Genomic DNA, 20,056 nt, shown 5'->3' with positions numbered 1-20,056 from the left:
CCGCATGGTCGCCCACCGGCGCTTGCACGTGCAAGCTGCGGCGCGGCCCGAGGTCGACGTTGACGGCCCCCGCGACGTGTCGTACTGCTCGCGGCCCATGAGCGAGCAAGAGCGACCTCTGTGGCCCGGACGCGCGGCGCCGGCGGCGAGCGCCGAGCGTGCGCGTCGCTTCGGCATGGACGCGCGCCCGCTCGGGCGCACCGGCCTCCACGTCGCGCCGGTCGGCTTCGGCGCCTACCGCGTGCACGTCGAGTCGGGGCTGCACCGCCAGGCCTTCGAGGAGGCCGTCCGCGCCGGCGTCAACCTCGTCGACACCAGCGCGAACTACGGCGACGGCGGCAGCGAGATCCTCATCGGCCAGGTCCTCCGCGACCTGTTCGAAGGGCGCGTCGCCAATCGCGAAGACGTGGTGGTCGTCACCAAGGCCGGGTACCTCCAGGGCACCGCGCTCGAGCTCGCCCACGAGCGCAACCCGGCGTACCTCGACGTCGTCCGCTATCAGGACAGCTGCTGGCACTGCCTGCACCCCGAGTTCCTCGCCGACCAGCTGGCGCTCAGCCGCCAGCGCCTCGGGCTGCAGACGATCGACGTGTTCCTGCTGCACAACCCCGAGTACTTCTTCATCGACCGCGAGAACCGCGCCGGCGAGGTCACCGCCGAGGACCGCGTGGAGTTCGACCGCCGCCTGCGCGAGGCGTTCGCGTTCCTCGAGCAGGCGGTGCTGCGCGGCGAGATCGCCTGGTATGGCGTGTCCGCCAACAGCTTCGTCGACCCGCCGGACAGCAGCCAGTACGTCTCGCTCGGCCGCGCGCTGGCGCTCGCGCGCGAGGTCGGCGGGCCGCTGCACCACTTCGCCGTCGCCGAGCTGCCGCTCAACCTCTACGAGCTCGGCGCGCTGACCGAGGTGCAGCCCGACGAGGCGCCGTCGGTGCTGGCGCTGGCCCGCCGCGAGGGCCTGGCGCTGCTCGTCAACCGCCCGCTCAACGCGTTCGTCGACGAGGGCGAGGGGCCGCACATGGTCCGCCTGGCCGATGCGCCAGGTCCCAAAGACCAGCCGAGAGATCCGCTGCCGATCCTGCGGGCGCTGCAGCGGCTCGAGGGCGAGTGGTCGACGGGGCTCGGCGCGCGGCTGGCCGCGGAGTACGGCGACGGCATCCGCGAGCTGCTCCGCTGGGGCAGCGAGCTGCAGGCCGGGCTCGGCCAGATCCGCGACCTCGGGCACTGGCTGCACCTGCGCAACAACGTGATCTCGGCCCACTGCGCGCAGATCGAGGCCAGCCTGACGAGCGACCTCGACCCGGCGCTGCTGCCCGAGTTCCGCGCGTTCTGGGACGAGTACGGGCAGCAGATGCTGGCCGCGCTCGACGCCATCGAGGACGACTTCCGCGCCCGCGCCCAGGCCCTCACCGACGCGATCGGCGACCGCCTCGCCGCCGTCACGCCGGCCGCGTGGCGCGGGCTGCCGCTGTCGCGCCGGGCAGTGCTCACGCTGCTGGCGCTGCCGGTGACATGCGTGCTGGTCGGCATGCGCCGCCCGGCCTATGTGCACGACATGGCGTCGCTCGGGATGGTCCGGCCGAAGCCGGGCGTCGGCCCCGGCAAGGTCGACGCCGACGCGCTGGTGGCCGCGTTCCGCCGCCGCGCGCAGCACTGACTCGGGCGCGGGCGGCGAGGCCGAGCCGGCGTCATCGGGAGCTCCGCCGCCGCGCGGCATTGATTCGGACGGGCGGCGAGGTCGACCGCCGAGGCGCAGCACTGACTCGGGCGCGAGCCGACAGCACTGATTCGCGCGCACTTGCGAGCGCCGCGCGCCGGGGCCTACACTTCGGGCCGGGTCGTCGATCGATGCGGATTCATCGGCTGCAGCTCGAGAACTTCCGCGGCTTCGCGTCGCTCGGGCTCGACCTTTCGCGCGGCCGCACGACTGCGCTGGTGGGAGTCAACGGGTCCGGCAAGACGTCGGTGCTCGACGCGGTGGCCTACCTGCTTGCGCTGGCGGTGGCCCGCACCGGCCTCGGCGAGGACGCCTCGCGCCTGACTCTGTCCGACGTGCGCGCCGGCGCCGAGCGTTGCGTGGTCCACGGCGAGTTCGTGTGGACGCCGCCGACGACGGGCGCGCAGGACGAGCTGTTCGCCGACCTCGAGCCGGGTGAGGAGGGGTTCACGCTGCGCCACGAGCTCGCGCACCGCTGGGACCGCTGGCACCACGCGCAGCCCGACACCCCGCAGACGGCGAGCTGGGCGGCGCGTTGGCACGAGGCGCTGGCCCGCGGGGTCGTGCTCGACGCGCCGATGCTGGCGACCTACTCGCACGAGCGCTACGTCGAGGCCGAGGAGGACGTGACGCGCGGCGAGCTGCCGTCGGGCCCGGCCAGCCTCTACGCCGACCACGCCTGGTCGCGCGGGGCCCGGCGCGAGGACTTCCTGCGGTGGTTCCTGCTGCGCGAGGACCTCGAGAACGAGCTGATCCGCGAGCGTCGCGACCACGTCGATCCGCAGCTGGCCGCGGTGCGGCGGGCGATCCTCTCGTTCTTGCCCGACTGGACCGACCTGCGGTTCCGTCGCCGGCCCACGCGCGAGCCCGGCGCGGCCCACATCGACTTCGTGGTCGGCCGCCGCCCCGCGCTCATCCTGCGCAAGGGCGGCACCCAGCTGGCCTTCTCGCAGCTGTCCGGCGGCGAGCAGGGCCTGCTCGTGCTGGTCGGCGACATCGCCCGCCGCCTGGCGATCACCCACCCGAACCTCGCCGACCCGCTGCAGGGCCGCGGCATCGTCCTCATCGACGAGGTCGAGCTGCACCTCCACCCGCAGTGGCAGCGCACCCTGATCCCCAACCTCGAGCGCACCTTCCCCAACCTGCAGTTCATCGTCACCACCCACTCGCCGCAGGTGCTGTCGCTGGTGCCGCGCGAGCAGGTCAAGCTGCTGCGCGACTTCCGGCTGGTCGACGAGCCGCCGCACACGCTCGGGCGCGACAGCAACGCGATCCTGTACGAGGTGATGGGCGTCGACCAGTACCCGCCGTTCTCGGCCGCAAAGGTCCGCGCGGTCGCCCGCCTGATCGACGAGGAGCGCTGGCCCGAGGCGCGGGCGGCCCTCGCCGAGCTGGTCGCCGACTTCGGCCCGCACGACGCCGAGGTGGTCCGCCTCGGCAGCATGATGGCGTTCCTCGCCGAGGACGAGGCCGAGGGCGAGGGATGAAGAACATCCAGAAGGGCCGCGAGCCGCCGGCGCTCACCCAGCACCGCCAGGCCGGCGGCAGCTTCGACGACCCGGGCCCGTGGAAGCACGAGCTGCGGCGCGCCCTGCTGCGCGAGCAGGGCGCGCTCTGCTGCTATTGCATGAACCGCATCGAGCTCGAGTCGCTGCGCATCGAGCACCTGCGGCCGCAGCACGAGCACCGCGCGCAGCAGCTGACGCACCGCAACCTCCTCGCCGCCTGTCCCGGAGGACAGGACAATCCCACGCACGAGCAGCGCGACATCCGCCACTGCGACGTGCGCAAGGGCGCGAGCCCGCTGGCGCTCGACCCGGTCGCGGGCGTCGAGCACCGCGTGCGCTACGGCTTCGTCGAGGGCCGGATCTTCGGCGCCGACCCCGAGGCCGACCGCGACCTCGACCAGGTGCTCGGCCTCAACGCGCCGCACCTCCGCCAGCTGCGCCGCCGCGTGATCGAGGGCCTCATCGCCCGCCTGCGCAAGAAGTACAGCGACAAGACGTGGTCCCGCGCCGCGCTCGAGCGGGAGATCGCCCGCTGGTCGAGCCGCGACGGCCACGAGTTCCGCCCGTTCTGCCAGGTCGCGGTCGAGTTCCTGCGCAAGCAGCTGCCGAAGGCCCGAACATGAGCACGCGCGGCGACGCGTCGCGCGCGAGGGCGGCCGATTCGTCGGACGTGCTCGCCTCCGCGACGAGGCGGGCGCTGCTGTCAGCGCAGCCGGTTGCGCCGCGGGAATTGTCGCGCATGCAAGCAGCCGAGGCTCTGGCATGACGCGGCGCGCGAGCGAATCGACGAGGAGCAGGACATGACGAGGCTGGGTTCGGCGGTGGCCACGGCGGTGCGACTCGGGCTCGGTTCGCGCGTGGGCGCCACGGGGCCGCGTCCGACGGGCGAGCTGGTGCTCTACGAGTTCGAGGCGTGCCCGTTCTGTCGCAAGGTCCGCGAGGCGCTGGTGTGGCTCGACCTCGACGTGTCGATGCGGCCGTGCCCCCCGGGCGGGACGCGCTTTCGTCCTGCCCACGGCCCGCCGTACCCGATGCTCGTCGACGGCGAGCAGGTCATCCGCGAGTCGTCGGTGATCGTGCGGCACCTCGTCTCGCGCTACGGCGACGGCCAGGTCCCGTGGCCGTTGCGGCTCGGACCGCTGACGACGGTGTCGAGCGGCCTCGCCTCGCTCGCGCTGCCGCGGGTGCGGGCCCTGGCGTCGGAGGCGCCGGCCCGGCCGCTCGAGCTGTTCGCCGACGAGACCTCGGCGGAGGCGCGGGAGATCCGTCAGTGGCTGTGCGCTCGCGAGATCGCCTATCGCTGGCGCACCTGCGGCCGTGGCAGCGCCAAGTTCGCCGAGCTGGCCGAACGCACCGGTCGTGCCGAACTGCCGGCCCTGCTCGACGGCGACGCCGATCTCCGCGGCGCGGGGGCGGCCGTCGCTCACCTGCAGCGGACCTACGGACGCTGACCGTTCCGCGAGGGGTCGTCGCAGGTAAATTCCTCGCGGCCGCGGAGGAAGCGAGCGCGGCCCGCTGCCCACGCAGAAGCGGCGGCGAGTAGATTTCGCGAAGGCAGAGCAAGGCCGTCGCGCTCGCGGCCTCACCTCGCGCTCCACCGCGCCGCCGTCTCCGGCGCAGGGGGACAACCTCCGCTGACGGCCGCCCACCGGCGCGATAAGGTGGCGGCGATGCCGTTCGACCGCCCCACGACCCCGGAGCCGTGCGCGGCAGAGATGCCCGCCAACTTCCGCGCGATCGCCGAGCTCGACGACGGCTGGCGCGAGCCGCGACCGGGCTTCCGCCTCGAGGACCTGCGCGCCCGCGGCGAGGCGTTCGGCCGCCGCTTCCGCAGCGACGGCCCCGTCCGCGGCTTCCGCACCCTCGATCTGCTGCCGTTCCCGTACCCGGTCGCGTTCGCCTTCTGGCAGGCGCCGCCGACCCGCGCGAAGTACCTCCTGATGCGCAACCGCTGCGACCTGATCGAATTCGAGGACTGGAGCGGGCAGGTGCGCACGATCTTCGTCAACCCGAGCGAGGCTGACCTGTCCGCGAGGGCAGGTTTCTTCGACCAGCTGCGACGCGACCTCGTACCGTGGGCGCCGCCCGAGCTGCTGCGGCGGGCCGACGGACCGGCAGCGCTCGCGCGCAAGCGCCTCGGCGTCGACCCGGCCCGGATCGACTACGTCACCTTCGACCACCTCCACGTCCAGGACCTGCGGCGCGGCCTGGTCGGCGAGCACGGGCGGCCGCCGCTCTATCTCAACGCCAGGCTCATCGTCAATCGCCGCGAGATCGAGACCTTGCAGGCGTTGCACCCCTTGCAGCGGCCGTGGTGGATCGAGGAGGCGCTCGACGGCGTGCCGGCGGAGAAGATCATCGCCGTCGAGGGCTCGGTGTGGCTCGGCAAGGGCCTCGCGCTGGTGTGGACCCCGGGGCACACCCTCGGCAACCACTCGATCGTGTTCCACGCCGCCGGCCGCGGGGTGTTCGCCATCTCCGAGAACGGCGTCTGCCCCGAGAGCTACCACCCGCGCGCCTCCGGCCTCAATAGCCTGCGCGAGCACGCCGCCAAGTACGGGGCCGAGGTCGTCCTCAACGGCAACGCGCTCGAGAGCAGCATGTCGCAGTACACCTCGATGGTCCTGGAGAAGTCGATCGTCGACCGTGGCGACGCCGGCGGCGACCTCCCCAACATCTACTGCTCGTCGCCCTTCGTCCGCTCGCCCCTGGCCTGGGGCCTCGCGCCCCGCTACACCGTCGCGCCGATCGACACCGGCGCGCTCACTCGTTCTCTGGCCTGAAGAACATGTCGTGAGGGACACATGGCAAGCCTGCAGAGCCACCTCCTCTACCAGATGATCCGCTACTGGCGCCGCCGCCACCCGATCGGCGAGTTCGGGCCGGACGGCTACAAGGGCGTGCGCAAGACCATCGAGCGCGGGATCCGTCAGGCCCGCCTGCCGGCCGGCGTGTACCTCGAGCCGACCCACGCGGGCGGCGTCCCGGGCGAGTGGATCCACAGCGTCGGGGCTCGCGCCGACAAGGTCCTGCTCTACCTCCACGGCGGCGGCTACGTCGCCGGCTCGCCCGCCTCGCACCGCGCCCTGACGGCGGCGCTGAGCCGCGAGGCCCGCGTCCGCGTGCTCGCGCTCGACTACCGCCTCGCCCCCGAGCACCCGTACCCGGCCGCGCTCGACGACGCCATGGCTGCTTACACATGGCTCCTGGACCAGGGCTTTTCGGCCAGATCGATCGCCATCGGCGGCGACTCGGCCGGCGGCGGGCTGACCGCGGCCGCTCTGGTGCGCCTGCGCGACACCGGAGGCGTGCAGCTGCCGGGGGCCGCGTTCATGTTGTCGCCGTGGGCCGACCTCGCGGGCACGGGCGAGTCGGTGCGCACGCGCGCAGCGCTCGACCCGATGATCGGCGGCGACCTGGCGGCGTTCGGCCGCTACTACGTCGGCCCCGACGGCGACCCGCAGCACCCGCTGATCTCGCCGATCCACGCCGACATGCGCGGCCTGCCGCCGATCCTGATCCAGGTCGGCACCCGCGAGGTCCTGCACGACGACGCGACCCGCCTGGCCGAGCGCGTACGGGCGGGGCAGGGTCGGGTCGAGCTCGAGGTCTGGGACGACATGATCCATGTGTTCCAGGTGTTCCCCAGCCTGCTGCCCGAGGCGCGGCGGGCGATCCGGCGGATCGGCGAGTTCCTGCGGACCGAGCTCGCCTGAAGCGCGAGCGCCGGGCCGAGCGGGGGCGAGGATCGAGGGCGACCCGGAGGCGGCGAGAATCGACGGGATGCCGGAGGTGGTCGGGCTCAGCCGACCTGCCAGCGCCCCGCTCGTGTACGGCCGATCCCCGGCCGCGAAGGAGCTGCGGCGTCGTCGCGGGTGACCAGGCCCTTCGCTGGTCGAGCCGCCGCGTGTGAGGGGCGCCGGCTCGCGCGGGTGGTCGGAGCCGGCGCGGGTGCGTGGTACGATCGCGCGCGCGTGGTCGCAGCCGACCAGGACAACTTCGTCTCCAGCTCGCACCGGCTCGGCGAGGCCACGTACACCCTGGTACGCGGCGATGGCCTGCGGTGGATGGCGGCGCGACCCGAGAGATCGATCCACGCGATCGTCACCGACCCGCCGTACGGGCTCAAGGAGTACACCGCGCTCGAGACCGCCAAGCTGCGCAGCGGCCACGGCGGGGTGTGGCGGATCCCCCCGACCATGGGCGGCAGCACTCGCAGCCCCTTGCCGCGCTTCACCGTGCTGTCGAGCGACGAGCGCGACGCCCTCGAGCAGTTCTTCGCCGACTTCGCGGCCCAGGCGATGCGCGTGCTGGTCCCGGGCGCCCACGTCTTCATCGCCGGCAACCCGCTGCTGTCGCACCTCGTGTACGGGCCGTTCCTCGCCGCCGGGTTCGAGAAGCGGGCCGAGATCATCCGCCTGGTCCAGACCTTGCGCGGCGGCGACCGGCCGAAGAACGCCCACGAGGAGTTCGCCGACGTCACTGTGATGCCGCGCTCGGCGTGGGAGCCGTGGGGCCTGTTCCGCAAGCCGTGCGAGGGCCGCGTCCAGGACAACCTGCGCCGGTGGGGCACCGGCGGGTTGAGGCGGATCTCCGCCGAGCAGCCGTTCGCCGACGTCATCGCCTCCGCCCCGACCCGGCCCGAGGAGCGCGCGCTGTCGCCTCACCCCTCGCTCAAGCCGCAGGCGTTGATGCGGCAGTTGGTCCGCGCCGCGTTGCCGCTCGGGCGCGGCGTGGTGCTCGACCCGTTCATGGGCGGCGGCTCGACGATCGCGGCCGCGGTCGCGGTCGGCTACGAGAGCGTCGGGGTGGAGGTCGACCCCGAGTTCTTCGCCGCCGCGGAGGCCGGCATCCCGCGCCTCGCCGCCCTCACGCCGCCGCCGGCCCGGCGGGGCCGCCGGCTCGAGGAGATCTTTTAAAGCATGTCCTTCAGGACATGGCTCAAAGGGCTTGCGACCGGAGCGCGGCTCACGGCACCGCGCTGGCGCCGCCGTCGAAGTTGATCGCGGTGCCGGTGATGAAGGCGGCGCGGGCGGACGACAGGAAGGCGATGAGGTCGGCGGCCTCTTCGGCCTCGCCGACGCGTCCGAGCGGCACCTGGCGCTGACGGGCCATGTCGTCGTAGTAGCGGTCGCGGTCGAGGGTGGGGTTGCGCTTGCGATCGTGCTGGGCGCTCTTGACCAGGCCGATGAGGACGGCGTTGACGCGGATCTGCTCCGGCGCGAGCTCTTTCGACAGCGCCTTGGTGAGGGCCAGGCCGGCGGCGCGGCTGACGGTCGAGGGCATCGAGCCGGCGGCGGGTTGACGGGCGCCGATGTTGAGCAGGTTGACGATGCTGCCGCCGCCGGCCTTGCGCATGTGCGGGACGGCCAGGCGGATGAGCCGCAGCGCGGCGAACAGCTTGAGGTCGAGGTCGTCCTGCCAGGCGTCGTCGGTGAGCGACTCGAACGGCGCGGCGGCCGAGGTGCCGGCGTTGTTGACGAGGACGTCGATGCGGCCGAGGCGGGCGACCACCCCGTCGACGAGACGCATGACGTCGGCCGGCTCGCGCACGTCGACCGGCATGGCGAGCACCTCGGCGCCTGTCTCCGCGGACAGGTCGTGCATCGCCTTGGCGAGCACGTCGGCCCGGCGGGCGCAGATGACGACGCGGGCCCCGGCCTGGGCGAACGCGCGGGCGGTGGCTCGCCCGATGCCCTCGCTGCCGCCGGTGACGATCGCGACTTTGTGCTGGAGACCGAGGTCCATGGCGCGAGGACGTAGCACGATTCGCGCGCGCGCGTCACAGCGGTCACAGCGGGGCCTCCGGGGGCAGCGGGGCCTCGGGGAGGAGCCCCAGGGCCAGCATGGAGGTGCAGCCGCCGTCGGTGACGATGAGGTGGTCGACGACGGGGATGCCCATCAGCCAGCCGCACTCGACCAGGCGGTGGGTGAGGCCGACGTCGCTCTCGCTGGGGTTCGGCTCGCCGCTGGGATGATTGTGGACGAGGATGACCGAGTGAGCGCCCGCCTGGGTGAGCGGGCGGAAGACCTCGCGCGGGTGGACATGGACGTGAGCGACGCTGCCGAGGCCGACCTCCTTGATCAGGCGGATCCGCCGCCGGCTGTCGAGGCCCAGGATCATGAACACCTCCTGCGAACGGCCGCGCAGGTGGGCGTGGACGAACCGCCGCACGTCGTCGGAGCCGCGCACCGCCGCCTCGACCGGCAATTGGAGCTGACCGATCCGCCGCGCCAGCTCGACCGCCGCGCACACCGCGGTGGCCGAGGCCTCGCCGATCCCCGGCGCTTCGGCCAGCTGGTGCGGCAGGCCGCGCATCAGCCCGGACAGCCCGCCCAGCCGCTGCAGCAGCGCCAGCGCCCGCTGCTCGGCCCGCCCGCCGCCGAGCAGCAGCGCCACCAGCTCGACGTTGCTCAACACCGCCGGCCCGAACGCGTACATCCGCTCGCGCGGCCGCTCGATCGCCCGCGCCCGCGCCAGGGCCTCCGTTTCGTCGTCGCCGCGATCCTCGCTGCTCCCTTGAGACATGTCCCTTGGGATTTCAAGCCGCGTGCCAGCGAGAAGCCGCGCGACGACGCGGATCGGCGGCCCGCGAGCGTCCCGCCGGCTGGCCGGTGTCCCGCCGGCTGGACACCGCGCGCCGCGGCGGGAGAGCAGGGGGAGCGAGGGATGTCCCGAGGGACATGTCGACGAGCGCCTCCGTGGCCGAGCGGGCTGCGCCGGCCATGAGAGAGAAGGGGCGGGCAGGAGACGGGCCTCGCGGATGCCTCAAAGAGCATGGTGTTGTCGGCGATCCCCGACGCCGCGACATCGTCGGGGTGCTGGCACCGCGTGTGCATGTCCAGCGGGACATGCCCTCAAGAACATTCTATTCGAGACATGCCTCGAGGAGCATGTCCGTCTCGGGCTCACGAGTTCGTCTCGAGCGCCAGCTCGCGGCCGCGTGCCGCGAGGTCGTCGCTGAGGCGGAACATGGCGTCGATCAGGCGCTCCACGCGGGCGACGCGCTCGCGCTCGCTGGCCTGGGCGGCGACGCCTTCGAGCTCGCGGGCGAGGCCGAGCAGCTCGCCGGCGCTGAACATCGCGGCGGTGCCGGCGGTGCGGTGGGCGACCTGGCGCATGACCTCAGGGTCGTTCAGGGCCGAAGAGCGCAGCAATTCGGCCAGCTTGGGCGCCTCCTCGCGGGCCATCTCGATCATGCGCAGGAGGGTCTTGCGCGAGCCGGCGACGCGCTTGCTGACGGCGTCCCAGTCGTCGACGGCGCCGTTGGGGCGCTCGCCGATGGTGGCGAGCACTGCCTGGAGGTCGGCGATCTGGACCGGCTTGGTGAGGAAGCCGTCCATGCCGCGCTCGAGGCTGTGGAGGCGGTCGGACTCGGTCGCGCGGGCGGTCATGGCGACGATCGGGACGGCGCGCACGCGCGGCTCCTCGCTCTTGCGGATCGCCGCCGCGGCCTCCCAGCCGTCCATCCCGGGCATCTGCACGTCCATCAGCACCAGGTCGAAGCGCGTCGACGCGACGGCGGCCAGCGCCGCGTGGCCGTCGTGCACCACCACCACCTCGTGGCCGGCGCCGCGCAGCATCTCGGCCGCGACCAATTGATTGATCGGGTGGTCCTCGGCCAGCAGCACGCGCAGCCGCCGGCTCGCGCGCGACAGCTTGACCGGCAGCGTGCGCGACTCGGGCCGCGGGGTCTCGGGCGCGCACGGCAGCTCGACCTCGAACGAGAAGATGCTGCCGACGCCGACCTTGCTGTCGACCGCGATCGCGCCGCCCATCAATCTCACCAGGCGATCGGCGATGGTGAGGCCGAGGCCGGTGCCGCCGAAGCGGCGCGTGGTCGAGGCGTCGCCCTGCTCGAACGGGACGAAGATCGCCGACAGCCGCTCGGGGGCGATGCCGATGCCGGTGTCGCGCACTGCGAAGCGCAGGCGGGCCCGCTCGCCGGCCAGCTGCGCGCCGACCTCGACCTGGACCTCGCCGTGCGAGGTGAACTTGATCGCGTTGCCGATCAGGTTGACCAGCACCTGGCGCAGGCGGTCGGGGTCGCCGACCAGCCAGCGCGGGACCTCGGGCGCGAGCGCGGCGGCGAACCGCAGGCCCTGCTCCTCGGCGCGCGGGCGCAGGGCGTCGAGGGTGCGCTGCATGGTCGCGTGGAGGTCGAACGCGACCGGCGCGAGCGCCAGCTTGCCGGCCTCGATCTTGGTCACGTCGAGCAGGTCGTTGATGACCGCCAGCAGCGAGCGCGCCGAGTCCTGGATCACTCGCAGGCGCTCGCGCGCGGGCGGCGGCGGGTCGTCGAGCAGCGCCAGCTCGACCATGCCGAGGATGCCGTTCATCGGCGTGCGGATCTCGTGGCTGACGTGGGCGAGGAACTCGCTCTTGGCCCGGCTCGCCGCCTCGGCCGCCCGCACCGCCTGGCGCAGCGCGTCCTCCTGCCGCCGCCGCGCGCTGATGTCGGTCTGCGTGCCCATCAGCCGCAGCGGCCGCCCGGCGCCGTCGCGCGCGACCAGCCGCCCCCGCCCCAGCACCCACCGGTGGCCGCCCTTGGACGTCAGCGCCCGGTACTCGCAGTGGAACGTGGGTGCCTCTCCGGACATGTGCTTTCGGACAGCCTCGTGGAACGCCGCGCGGTCGTCGGGGTGGACCGCGTGGGCCAGCTCGGCCTCGGAGTAGGTGTGGCTGGCGTTGTCGCGCCCGCGGGTGAAGAAGACGGTGCCGGCGGCCAGGTCCCAGTCCCACAGCTCGTCGCCGGCGGCCTCGAGGGCCATGTTGAGGCGCTGCTCGCTGTTGCGCAGCTGGACCTCGCTGCGCTTGCGCTTGGTGATGTCGCGGGTGGTGATGGCGACGCCGTCGCCGATGCGGACGGCCTGGTGGCGCAGCCACTCGACCCCGGGGAGCAGATCGGAGTCGATGCGGATGTCTTCGTCGAGCGCCTCGCCGGTGGCGATCACCCGCTCGTACTTGGCGAGGAAGGTCGATATCCGTCGCGGGCCGGCGAACTCCGACAGGCGCACGCCGATCAGCTTCTCGCGCGGGCGGTTCATCAGGCGGGTGGTGCCGGGGTTGACCTCGACGATCACGAGGTCGAACCGGCCGTCGTCGTCGACGACGCGCTCGGTGACGACGATCGAGTCGGTGCTGGCCAGCAGCGCGCCGCGCAGGCGGTTGGCCAGCCGCTCGTGCTCGGCCTGGGCCACGCGCGTCGCGGTGACGTCGCGCAGAATGCCGACGTAGCCGATGACCTCGCCGGTGATCTCGCGCAGCGGCGAGGTCACGACCTCGACGTAGGCGCGGGTGCCGTCGGCGCGAGGGATCGTCGACGAGTGATCGTCGGAGCCGTACTCGCGGGCGCGCAGGGTGTACGTGTCGAGCTTGGTCGCCGGCCGCCCGAACTCCTGCGTGAGCTCGCGGATCCGCTCGGCCACCTCGTCGGGGTCGCCCGGCAGGATGTCGAAGTGACGGCCCAGCACGTCCTCGGCGGCCATGCCGTAGATCCGCTCGGCGCCGCGGTTGAAGCGGACGATCCGGCCGGTGATGTCGACCGCGATCAGGCCCACCGAGGTGGCGCTGGCCAGGATCCCACCGATCTGCCCGTGCACGCGGGCGAGCTCGCACTGCAGCGAGACCCACGCGCTCTCGCCGTCGCGGGCCCGGTGCATGCTCACGTGCAGCTCGAGCCGCCGGCCGTCCTGCGTGACCATCTGCGTGTGGCCGCGGACGTCGGCCTCTCCGGCGAATACGCGGCCCAGCAGGGCTTGCAGCTTGTCGCGGTACTCGGGCGCCGCGGCCGCCGTCAAGCTGGCCGCTGCGACCTGTTCTTCGGACCAGCCGAGCGCTTCGCGGAGCGCGCGGCTGCAGACGAGGATGCGACCGTCGGCGTCCACCGCCGCGAACTTTTCGTCGCTGTCCTCGAGGAGGTCGCTGAGCGAGGGCGGCATCCTGGAGTGGTGGCATGACAGCACGGCTCCGCGGCGCCGGCAACCACCCATGAGAGGGCGCACGCGGGCTCCTTCGCCGCCGCGTCGACGCACGCCGGGACTCTGCCGCTTCGTCGCGGGATCTCGCAGATCGCGCGTGGTATGGTTGTCAGCCGTGACCTCGACCCGCCTGGTCCTCGCGCTCGCCCTCGCACCTGCCGTCGCGGCAAGTGGCGCGCTCCTTCTCGCCGGCTGTGGCGGCGACCCATCGACCGCCGTTCAACAAGGTGCCCCGTCCGCCGCCGCGCCGACGGCCGCCCCGGCCCCCGCCGCGCCGACGCGCACCGCCACCGCCCCGTCGAACGGCTTCGGCGACGCGATCGCCTGGCGCGGCCTGGAAGAGGGCTTCAGCGAGGCCGCGAGCCAGGGTCGGCCGATCATGCTGGTCGTGCACGCGTCGTGGTGCTCGCAGTGCAAGGCGCTGCGGCCCGCCTTCTCCGACCCGGCGCTGGTGGCCCTGTCCGATCGCTTCGTCATGATCAACGTCGACCAGGACCTCGAGCCGGCGAGCCAGCAGTACGGCCCCGACGGCCGCTACGTCCCGCGCGTGCTGTTCTTCGACTCCGCCGGCGCGCTCGACCGCGAGCTGCTCAACGCCTCGCGCCGCCGCTACAAGTACTACTATTCGCCGCACGACGACCTGGTCGGCGCGATGCGTCAAGCCCTCGAACGCCATGCCAAGTCCTGAGCCCCGTCCCGTGCGCCGGACCCTTCGCCGCTGCGCCGCCGGGTTCGCGCTGGTCGGCGCGCTGGCCCTGCGCCCCGCCGCCGCGGCGCAGCCCGACATCATGCCGGTCGACGACGTGCGCCCCGGCATGAAGGGTCACGCGGTCACCGTCTTCTCCGGCACCGGCACCGATCGCTTCGAGATCGAGGTCATCGACGTCATCCGCGACTACCTGCCGCGCCAGGACGCGATCCTGTTCCGCTCTTCCGACCCGCGGATGGTCCACTCCGGCATCGTCGGCGGCATGAGCGGCAGCCCGATCTACATCGACGGCAAGCTGGTCGGCGCGCTGGCCTACGGCTACCGCTTCAACAAGGATCCGATCGGCGGCATCACCCCGATCTCCAACATGTTCGCCGTCGGCGACCTGCCCTTTCGGCCAGACGTGCTGCCGCACAACAAGGTCCGCGGCACGGCGCGGCCCGGCGCGGCCGGCTGGGCCGACGCGATGCTCGGCCTCGACACCACGCCGCTCCCGCCGCGGCGCCGCCCCGACGACCTCACGCCGCAGGGCGGTCTGGCGCCGCTCGGCGCGCCGATGTCGGTGAGCGGCCTCGGGGTCGAGGCGACCCGCTTCCTCGCCGACACTCTCGGCCTCGTGCCCGCGCGCGGCGGCGGCGGCGGCACGGCCGTCGGCGACGCCAAGGCGGCCCCGGCCAAGACGTGGCAGGGCGGCGACTCGGTGTCGGTGGTGCTGATCCGCGGCGACAACGCGGTCGCGCCCAACGGCACCGTGACGTGGGCCGGCGGCAAGCAGGGCGAGAAGCTGCTGGCGTTCGGTCACGAGATGCTCGGCGCCGGCCCGAGCAACCTGCCGATCGCCGACGCGCGGGTGCACGTGATCATCCCCAGCGTCGAGCGCTCGGTGAAGCTGTCGAGCGCGCTGCACGTGCGCGGGTCGATGATCCAGGACCGCCAGGCGGCGATCTCCCTGCGCACCGACGTCAGCGCGCCGATGATCCCCGTGACCACCGAGCTGCGCGCACCGGAGCCCGACATGCCGCCGCGCGTGTATCACAGCGAGGTCGCGCTCGGCGTCGACCTCACGCCGGCGCTGGCGGCCAGCCTGCTGGTCGACGCGCTCGGCGAGGGCGCGGCCGACGGCACCGAGGTCGTCGCCGAGGTCCTGCACGAGATCGACGTCACCACGAGCAAGGGCCCGCGCACCGTCACCGTCAAGCACGAGGAGTTCTTCCCCGCCGGCGTCGACGCGCGCGCGCTCGGCCGCGGCCGCGGGGCGCTGATCATGGCGGCGCTGCTCAACAACGACTTCGAGGTCGCCAAGCTGCGGGGCGTCCGCCAGACCGCGACGCTGCGCTACGACAGCCCGGTCGACATCCTCGAGTCGATCCGCCTCGCCGACGCCGACGTCCACGCCGGCGACCTCGTGACCCTCGAGCTGCGCGTCCGCGACTACCGCGGCGCGACCCGCAGCGAGACGCTGTCGCTGCGCGTGCCCGACGACGCCGCCGACCAGGACATCCAGATCGAGGTCACCGGCGGCGACAACGCCCGCCCGCCGCGGCCGATGCCGAACTCGCTCGACGACCTGATCGACACGCTGCAGGACACCTACCCGGCGCGCAGCATGGTCGCCACGATCTACCGCGAGGCCGAGGGCCTCTCGACCCGCCACGGGCTCCTGCCCGAGCTGCCCGCGAGCGTGCTCGAGAGCCTCGCGCACACCGGCAGCACCACCTCGGCGGTCCGCTTCAAGCAGATGGCGCGGCGGGTGATCCCGCGCCCGTCGCTGATCGAGGGCGAGCACACCCTCAAGGTCAGCGTCAAGCCGAAGCGGAAGTTCGCCGTACCGGCCTCCGATTGAACCGTCCAGCCTCGACCATGACTGTCCGTTCGCGCATGTCTTTTCGTACATATTCGCCGTTCGCGGCGATGCTCGCGCCCCTCGCGGCGCTGCTCGCCCTCGCGCCCGCGAGCGCCGGGGCCGGCGGCACGCGCAGCTTCCACCTCGGCGACTTCGACGACTTCGACGCCGGCGAGGCCGAGGGCGCTGCGATCGAGGGCTCGGGCAAGGTCACCGTCGGCCTGGTGCCGGCGCGCGGCGAGGTGAAGGGCGCGGCGAGCGTGTTCTCGTGCGTCGCCGACCCGAAGGACAAGGGCGCGGTGTACCTCGGCACCGCCGACGCCTCGGGGGTGCAGCGGATCAAGCTGGCCACCCCGAGCAAGGCCGGCGCGGCCGAGCCGGCGGCGAGCAAGCTGGCCGAGCTGCCGGGCGCGGTGGTGTCGGCGATGACGACGCTGCCCGGCGGCGACCTGCTGGCGGCGACGCTGCCCGGCGGGACGATCCACCGCATCGACGGCAAGGGCAAGGTCAGCGAGTTCGCCAAGCTGCAGGTCGAGCAGATCTGGGCCCTCGTGCCGCACGAGGGCCGCCTGCTCGTCGGGACAGGTCCCAAGGGCGAGCTGTTCTCGCTCGACCTCAACGGCAAGGACCCCAAGGTCGTGCTCGACTCCGACGAGAAGGACATCCTCGCGGTGCTGCCGGTCGGCAAGGACGTGGTCGTCGGCACCTCGCCCGGGGCCAAGGTCCTGCAGGTCGGCCCCGCCAGCGACGGCGTGCTCGTCCACGACTTCGCCGGCGACGAGGTCCGCGCGCTCGCGCTGGTCGACGGCGGCCTGGTCGCGGCGGTCAACGACTTCACCGACCGCGGCCTGTCGTCGGTCCAGGCGCTGACCAAGAACCTCAACCGCACCAGCCTGGTCGGTCAGCCCGCCGAGGGCACCCTCGACGCGACCTCGGGCGGGGGCGGGGCGCAGTCGTCGGCCGACGTGTTCTTCGTCGCCCTCGGCCCGAAGCGCGACCTGGCCCGCGCGTCCGAGGCGACCTGGGAGTCGTGGCTGCACAAGGACAAGCAGTACTTCACGTCGCTGCTGGCCGGCGCCAAGGGCTCGGAGGTGCTGGTCGCCGCCTCGCAGCAGGGCAAGGTCTACCGCGTCCGCGGCCGCCGCGACGTCGCCACCGTCGCCGACCTCGACGAGCGCCAAGCCACCGCGCTGTGCCGCCTCGGCGACGGCGCGGTGCTGGCCACCACCGGCGACGGCGCGGGCGCGTACCGGCTCGCGGTCGCACCTGCCCAAAAGGCCAGGTACCGGACCAAGGTCCTCGACGCCAAGCAGCCGTCGACGTTCGGCGCGGTGTACCTGCGCGGCAAGGGCCTGACCCTGCGCGCCCGCAGCGGCCCGAGCGAGGAGCCCGACAAGCGCTGGAGCGAGTGGAAGCCCGTCACCCTCAAGAAGGAAGGCGACGCGCTGGCCGGCGGGCTGTCGCTGCCGACGCGCCGCTTCGTCGAGCTCGAGGTGACTCTCGCCGAAGGCGGCGAGCTGCGCGACGTGCAGCTGTTCTACGCCCCCGAGAACCTGGCCCCGCTGGTGGCCGGGGTCGACGTGGCCCACCCCGAGTTCGAGCTGACCGACGACGACGAGCCCGAGGGCAAGCTGACGATCAAGTGGAAGGCCGAGGCGCGCGACGACGACGACCTGGTCTACGAGGTCCGCGTGCGCCCCGAGGGCACCGGCGAGAAGGAGTGGATCTCGCTGAGCGGCACCGAGCCGGTGACCAAGAAAGAGTACAAGTGGGACCTCGGCAGCGTGCCCGACGGCGTCTACGAGGCCCAGGTCATCGCCAGCGACGAGCCGAGCAACGGGGTCTCCCGCGCCGCTCGCGACGAGGTCGTGTCCGCCCCGTTCGTCATCGACCACAAGCGCCCCGCCATCGACGGGGTCAAGGTCAGCGGCCTGTCGATCACCGGCACCGCCAGCGACGAGGGCGGCCAGATCCACGACGTCGCCTTCAGCGTCGACGGCGGCCCCTTCCGCGCCGCCAGCCCCAGCGACGGCCTGTTCGACACCGGCCGCGAGGGCTTCCAGCTGACCCTGCCCGAGCCGCTCGCACCCGGCCGCCACCGCGTGGTCCTGCGCGCGCGCGACAGCTTCGGCAACATCGGCTCGCACGCGGTGATCGCCGAGAAGTGACGGACTTCGCTGCACACCGCGCCGGGGCGTGACACCGAGCTCGCGGTCTGAAAGGCGGAGAGGCGAGCCGTCCTCCGCCTGTCTTTTCAGGCATTGCGCCCGAGAGGTCTGAAGAGCGAAGAGATGCGGCGGACCGCCGCGGTTCTCTCGCCTTTCTTTCAGACAATGCGGCGAGAGGCGTGACGCCGGGCGCGGCCTGAACAGCGAGAGGTCGCGGCGAACCAGGCCGCTGCCCGTCGTTTCAGGGCCGTCTCTCTACAGGCAGGTTCCGGCCTTGGACGCGAACCTGGGTGGCGACGAAGTGCGCCGCCCGAAAGCGCGAAGGGCCGCGGCGATGTGCCGCGGCCCCTCCTGGAGCTGTCCCTGCGGACAGGTTCCTCAGGCCTTCTTCTTGTCGGCCTTCTTCTCGGTCTTCTTGGCCTCGGCGGGCTTGGCCTCGGTCGTCTTGGCCTTGCGGGTGAGGCTCTGGTGGAGGTCGACGAGGCTGGGCACGCTGAACTTGGCGAGCGCGGCCTTGAAGTCCTTGTCCTTGGCCTGGCCCTTGAGCTCGGCGATCTTGTCGACGATGGCCTGGACGCCGCCGAGCTTCTTGGCCTTCTCACCGACCTCGACCAGGCGGATGAGCTTGCTGTTGGCGACGTACTTCAGGCGCTTCTTGAAGTCCTCGGCCGACTCGCCGGAGAAGGAGCTGGGCAGGAGCTCGGCCACGCGGGCGACGAGCTGGTCCTTGGAACCGAAGAGCTTCTTGACGTGTTGCAGGGGTGTGGTCTTGGGCATTGCGATCCGCCTCGATGTTGGCCGCCATGAGCAGCTACGAAGGGGGTTGTCCCGGGCCCGACCAGAGAGGTGCGGGCCCGAAAAGGAGCGGCCCTCTCGACGTGAAGTCGAAAGGGCCGCGACTCTTTAGAGGATCCACGGCCGCGGCGCAAGCGCGCGGCCGCGCGGCTCAGTGCGCCGCCGGGGCACCCTCGGCCGGCGCGGCCGGCGGAGGAACGGCGGCCGGGTCAGCCGCGGGCGGGGGGATGGCCGGCTCGGCCGAGGGGGGCGGGCCACCGGCGCCGCCGCCCATCAGGCCGCCGAGACCGCCGGCCTTCTCCTGCAGGGTCTTGAGGTCGCTGGCGCTGAGCGAGATCTCGAAGCTGAGGAGGGCGTCCTTCGCGTCGATCTTGACGGTGTCGGCGACCGTGGCGGGCAGGCCGACCATCGCCAGGCCCATCTTCGCCATCGGCAGCGCCTCGTCGGCCTTCTTCTTGAGGCCCGAGGCCTGCTCGGCCGAGCCGAGGCCGGCGGCGAGCTTGACGCCGAGGCCGTCGCTGAGGTCGACCGAGCCCGAGAAGTCCTTCACGTCGACCTGGCCCTGCGCCTTCGCCATGCCGGCGAGCTGCTCGGGGGCGACGCCCGCGAACCAGATGTGGCGGCTCTGGTCGGCGCGGGTGAACAGATCCTTGTGCGGACCATCGACGGCGGCCTTGCCCTTGCCGTCGACCAGATCCTTGACCGCGGCGGCCCACGGCTTGCTGGCGATCACGACCGTGCCGGCGTCGACGATGTAGCCGGTGCCGTCATCCATCTTCAGCGCCTTCTTGCCGCCCTCGTCGGCGATCGTGAAGGGGACCTTGCCGCCGTTCTTCTCCTTGGCCTTGTCGGCGATGCAGGTCAGGTTCTTCTCGTCGCCGATACCGGTACCGGTGACCACGACCGCGACGCCGTCCTTCGCGTCAGTCCCGATCAGGACGGAGGTAATCGCCTTCTCGGGGTCGAGGTTGCAGGCCTTCGCTGCTTCCACAACTTCCTTGTAGCCGGCCTGCGACTCGGCGATGGCCTTGTTGTCGGCGTACAGCTTGCTCTTCAGCAAGCCGCCGACGTCGATGCCGGCCATGATGGTGGCTTGCTCGGGGATGAGCTTGCCGCCGGCGGCGCTGGCTCCGCCCTTGCAGGCGGGAATCGCGAGGAGCGCAGTGGCAGCGAGGGTCGTGAGGATCGTCCGCTTCATAGCGGGGCACTAATACGCTACGAATTTTAATCGATCAACCAAAAAACCCGGGTACAGGCCGGGTGAGGATGTGTCTTTCCGCCTGTCGGTACATAGTGATCCAATCTGCCCAATTCTGCAGCGCGGCCGTACGCTGCACC

At 72.5% G+C, this 20,056-nt stretch carries 15 protein-coding genes; 10 read left to right on the top strand and 5 right to left on the bottom strand.

Translation table 11 applies throughout. From position 1 onward, the window contains the following. Positions 1-97: 97 nt before the first annotated feature. The 7 genes from O0S08_RS42630 to O0S08_RS42600 all read left to right on the top strand — a co-directional run bounded on the left by O0S08_RS42630 (position 98) and on the right by O0S08_RS42600 (position 8,141). Positions 98-1,654 (top strand): aldo/keto reductase, encoded by a 1,557-nt coding sequence (locus O0S08_RS42630; protein ID WP_269035268.1) that lies wholly within the window; start codon positions 98-100, stop codon positions 1,652-1,654. A gap of 191 nt (positions 1,655-1,845) precedes the next feature. Beyond that, on the top strand, positions 1,846-3,201 hold the full coding sequence (locus O0S08_RS42625; protein WP_269035267.1) for an AAA family ATPase: 1,356 nt from the start codon (positions 1,846-1,848) through the stop codon (positions 3,199-3,201). Beyond that, on the top strand, positions 3,198-3,845 hold the full coding sequence (locus O0S08_RS42620) for a retron system putative HNH endonuclease (RefSeq protein ID WP_269035266.1): 648 nt from the start codon (positions 3,198-3,200) through the stop codon (positions 3,843-3,845). Before O0S08_RS42625 ends, O0S08_RS42620 begins: the two co-directional genes overlap by 4 nt. A gap of 177 nt (positions 3,846-4,022) precedes the next feature. After that, positions 4,023-4,673 (top strand): glutathione S-transferase N-terminal domain-containing protein, encoded by a 651-nt coding sequence (locus tag O0S08_RS42615; protein WP_269035265.1) that lies wholly within the window; start codon positions 4,023-4,025, stop codon positions 4,671-4,673. Between the two features lie 219 nt (positions 4,674-4,892). Then, positions 4,893-6,005, top strand: a complete 1,113-nt coding sequence (locus O0S08_RS42610) for an MBL fold metallo-hydrolase (protein ID WP_269035264.1) — start codon at positions 4,893-4,895, stop codon at positions 6,003-6,005. Positions 6,006-6,026: 21 nt separating this feature from the next. Next, positions 6,027-6,938, top strand: a complete 912-nt coding sequence (locus O0S08_RS42605; protein ID WP_269035263.1) for an alpha/beta hydrolase — start codon at positions 6,027-6,029, stop codon at positions 6,936-6,938. A gap of 258 nt (positions 6,939-7,196) precedes the next feature. Then, on the top strand, positions 7,197-8,141 hold the full coding sequence (locus O0S08_RS42600) for a DNA-methyltransferase (protein ID WP_269035262.1): 945 nt from the start codon (positions 7,197-7,199) through the stop codon (positions 8,139-8,141). Positions 8,142-8,190: 49 nt separating this feature from the next. Here the strand turns inward: O0S08_RS42600 and O0S08_RS42595 are convergent, their stop codons facing one another. The 3 genes from O0S08_RS42595 to O0S08_RS42585 all read right to left on the bottom strand — a co-directional run bounded on the left by O0S08_RS42595 (position 8,191) and on the right by O0S08_RS42585 (position 13,164). Continuing rightward, positions 8,191-8,970 (bottom strand): SDR family NAD(P)-dependent oxidoreductase, encoded by a 780-nt coding sequence (locus O0S08_RS42595; RefSeq protein ID WP_269035261.1) that lies wholly within the window; start codon positions 8,968-8,970, stop codon positions 8,191-8,193. A gap of 43 nt (positions 8,971-9,013) precedes the next feature. Then, entirely contained in the window at positions 9,014-9,751 is a 738-nt protein-coding gene (gene radC / locus O0S08_RS42590; RefSeq protein WP_269035260.1) for a RadC family protein, read from the bottom strand. 380 nt (positions 9,752-10,131) lie between these two features. Further along, complete coding sequence (locus O0S08_RS42585) at positions 10,132-13,164, bottom strand: PAS domain S-box protein (RefSeq protein WP_269035259.1); 3,033 nt, start codon at positions 13,162-13,164, stop codon at positions 10,132-10,134. Between the two features lie 154 nt (positions 13,165-13,318). On the opposite strand from O0S08_RS42585, the gene O0S08_RS42580 reads away from it, so the two are divergent. The 3 genes from O0S08_RS42580 to O0S08_RS42570 are packed head-to-tail and all read left to right on the top strand — an operon-like array spanning position 13,319 to position 17,923. Further along, positions 13,319-13,891 carry a thioredoxin family protein gene (locus O0S08_RS42580; protein ID WP_269035258.1) on the top strand — a complete coding sequence of 191 codons (573 nt, stop codon included), beginning with the start codon at positions 13,319-13,321 and terminating at the stop codon, positions 13,889-13,891. 10 nt (positions 13,892-13,901) lie between these two features. Next, entirely contained in the window at positions 13,902-15,755 is a 1,854-nt protein-coding gene (locus O0S08_RS42575; protein WP_269035257.1) for a SpoIVB peptidase S55 domain-containing protein, read from the top strand. A 35-nt stretch (positions 15,756-15,790) separates the two neighbouring features. After that, positions 15,791-17,923, top strand: a complete 2,133-nt coding sequence (locus tag O0S08_RS42570; RefSeq protein WP_269035256.1) for a hypothetical protein — start codon at positions 15,791-15,793, stop codon at positions 17,921-17,923. Between the two features lie 378 nt (positions 17,924-18,301). On the opposite strand, the gene O0S08_RS42565 is transcribed toward O0S08_RS42570, so the two are convergent. Both O0S08_RS42565 and O0S08_RS42560 read right to left on the bottom strand, forming a co-directional pair. Then, a complete protein-coding gene (locus tag O0S08_RS42565; protein WP_269035255.1) occupies positions 18,302-18,700 on the bottom strand; it encodes a hypothetical protein in 399 nt (132 codons plus the stop codon). Positions 18,701-18,869: 169 nt separating this feature from the next. After that, complete coding sequence (locus O0S08_RS42560; protein WP_269035254.1) at positions 18,870-19,916, bottom strand: hypothetical protein; 1,047 nt, start codon at positions 19,914-19,916, stop codon at positions 18,870-18,872. Positions 19,917-20,056: the final 140 nt, after the last annotated feature.

Origin of the sequence: Nannocystis punicea (assembly GCF_026965555.1) — a bacterium.
GTDB classification, from domain to species: Bacteria; Myxococcota_A; Polyangia; order Nannocystales; family Nannocystaceae; genus Nannocystis; species Nannocystis punicea.
This window is presented reverse-complemented; position numbering and strand designations above follow the sequence as displayed.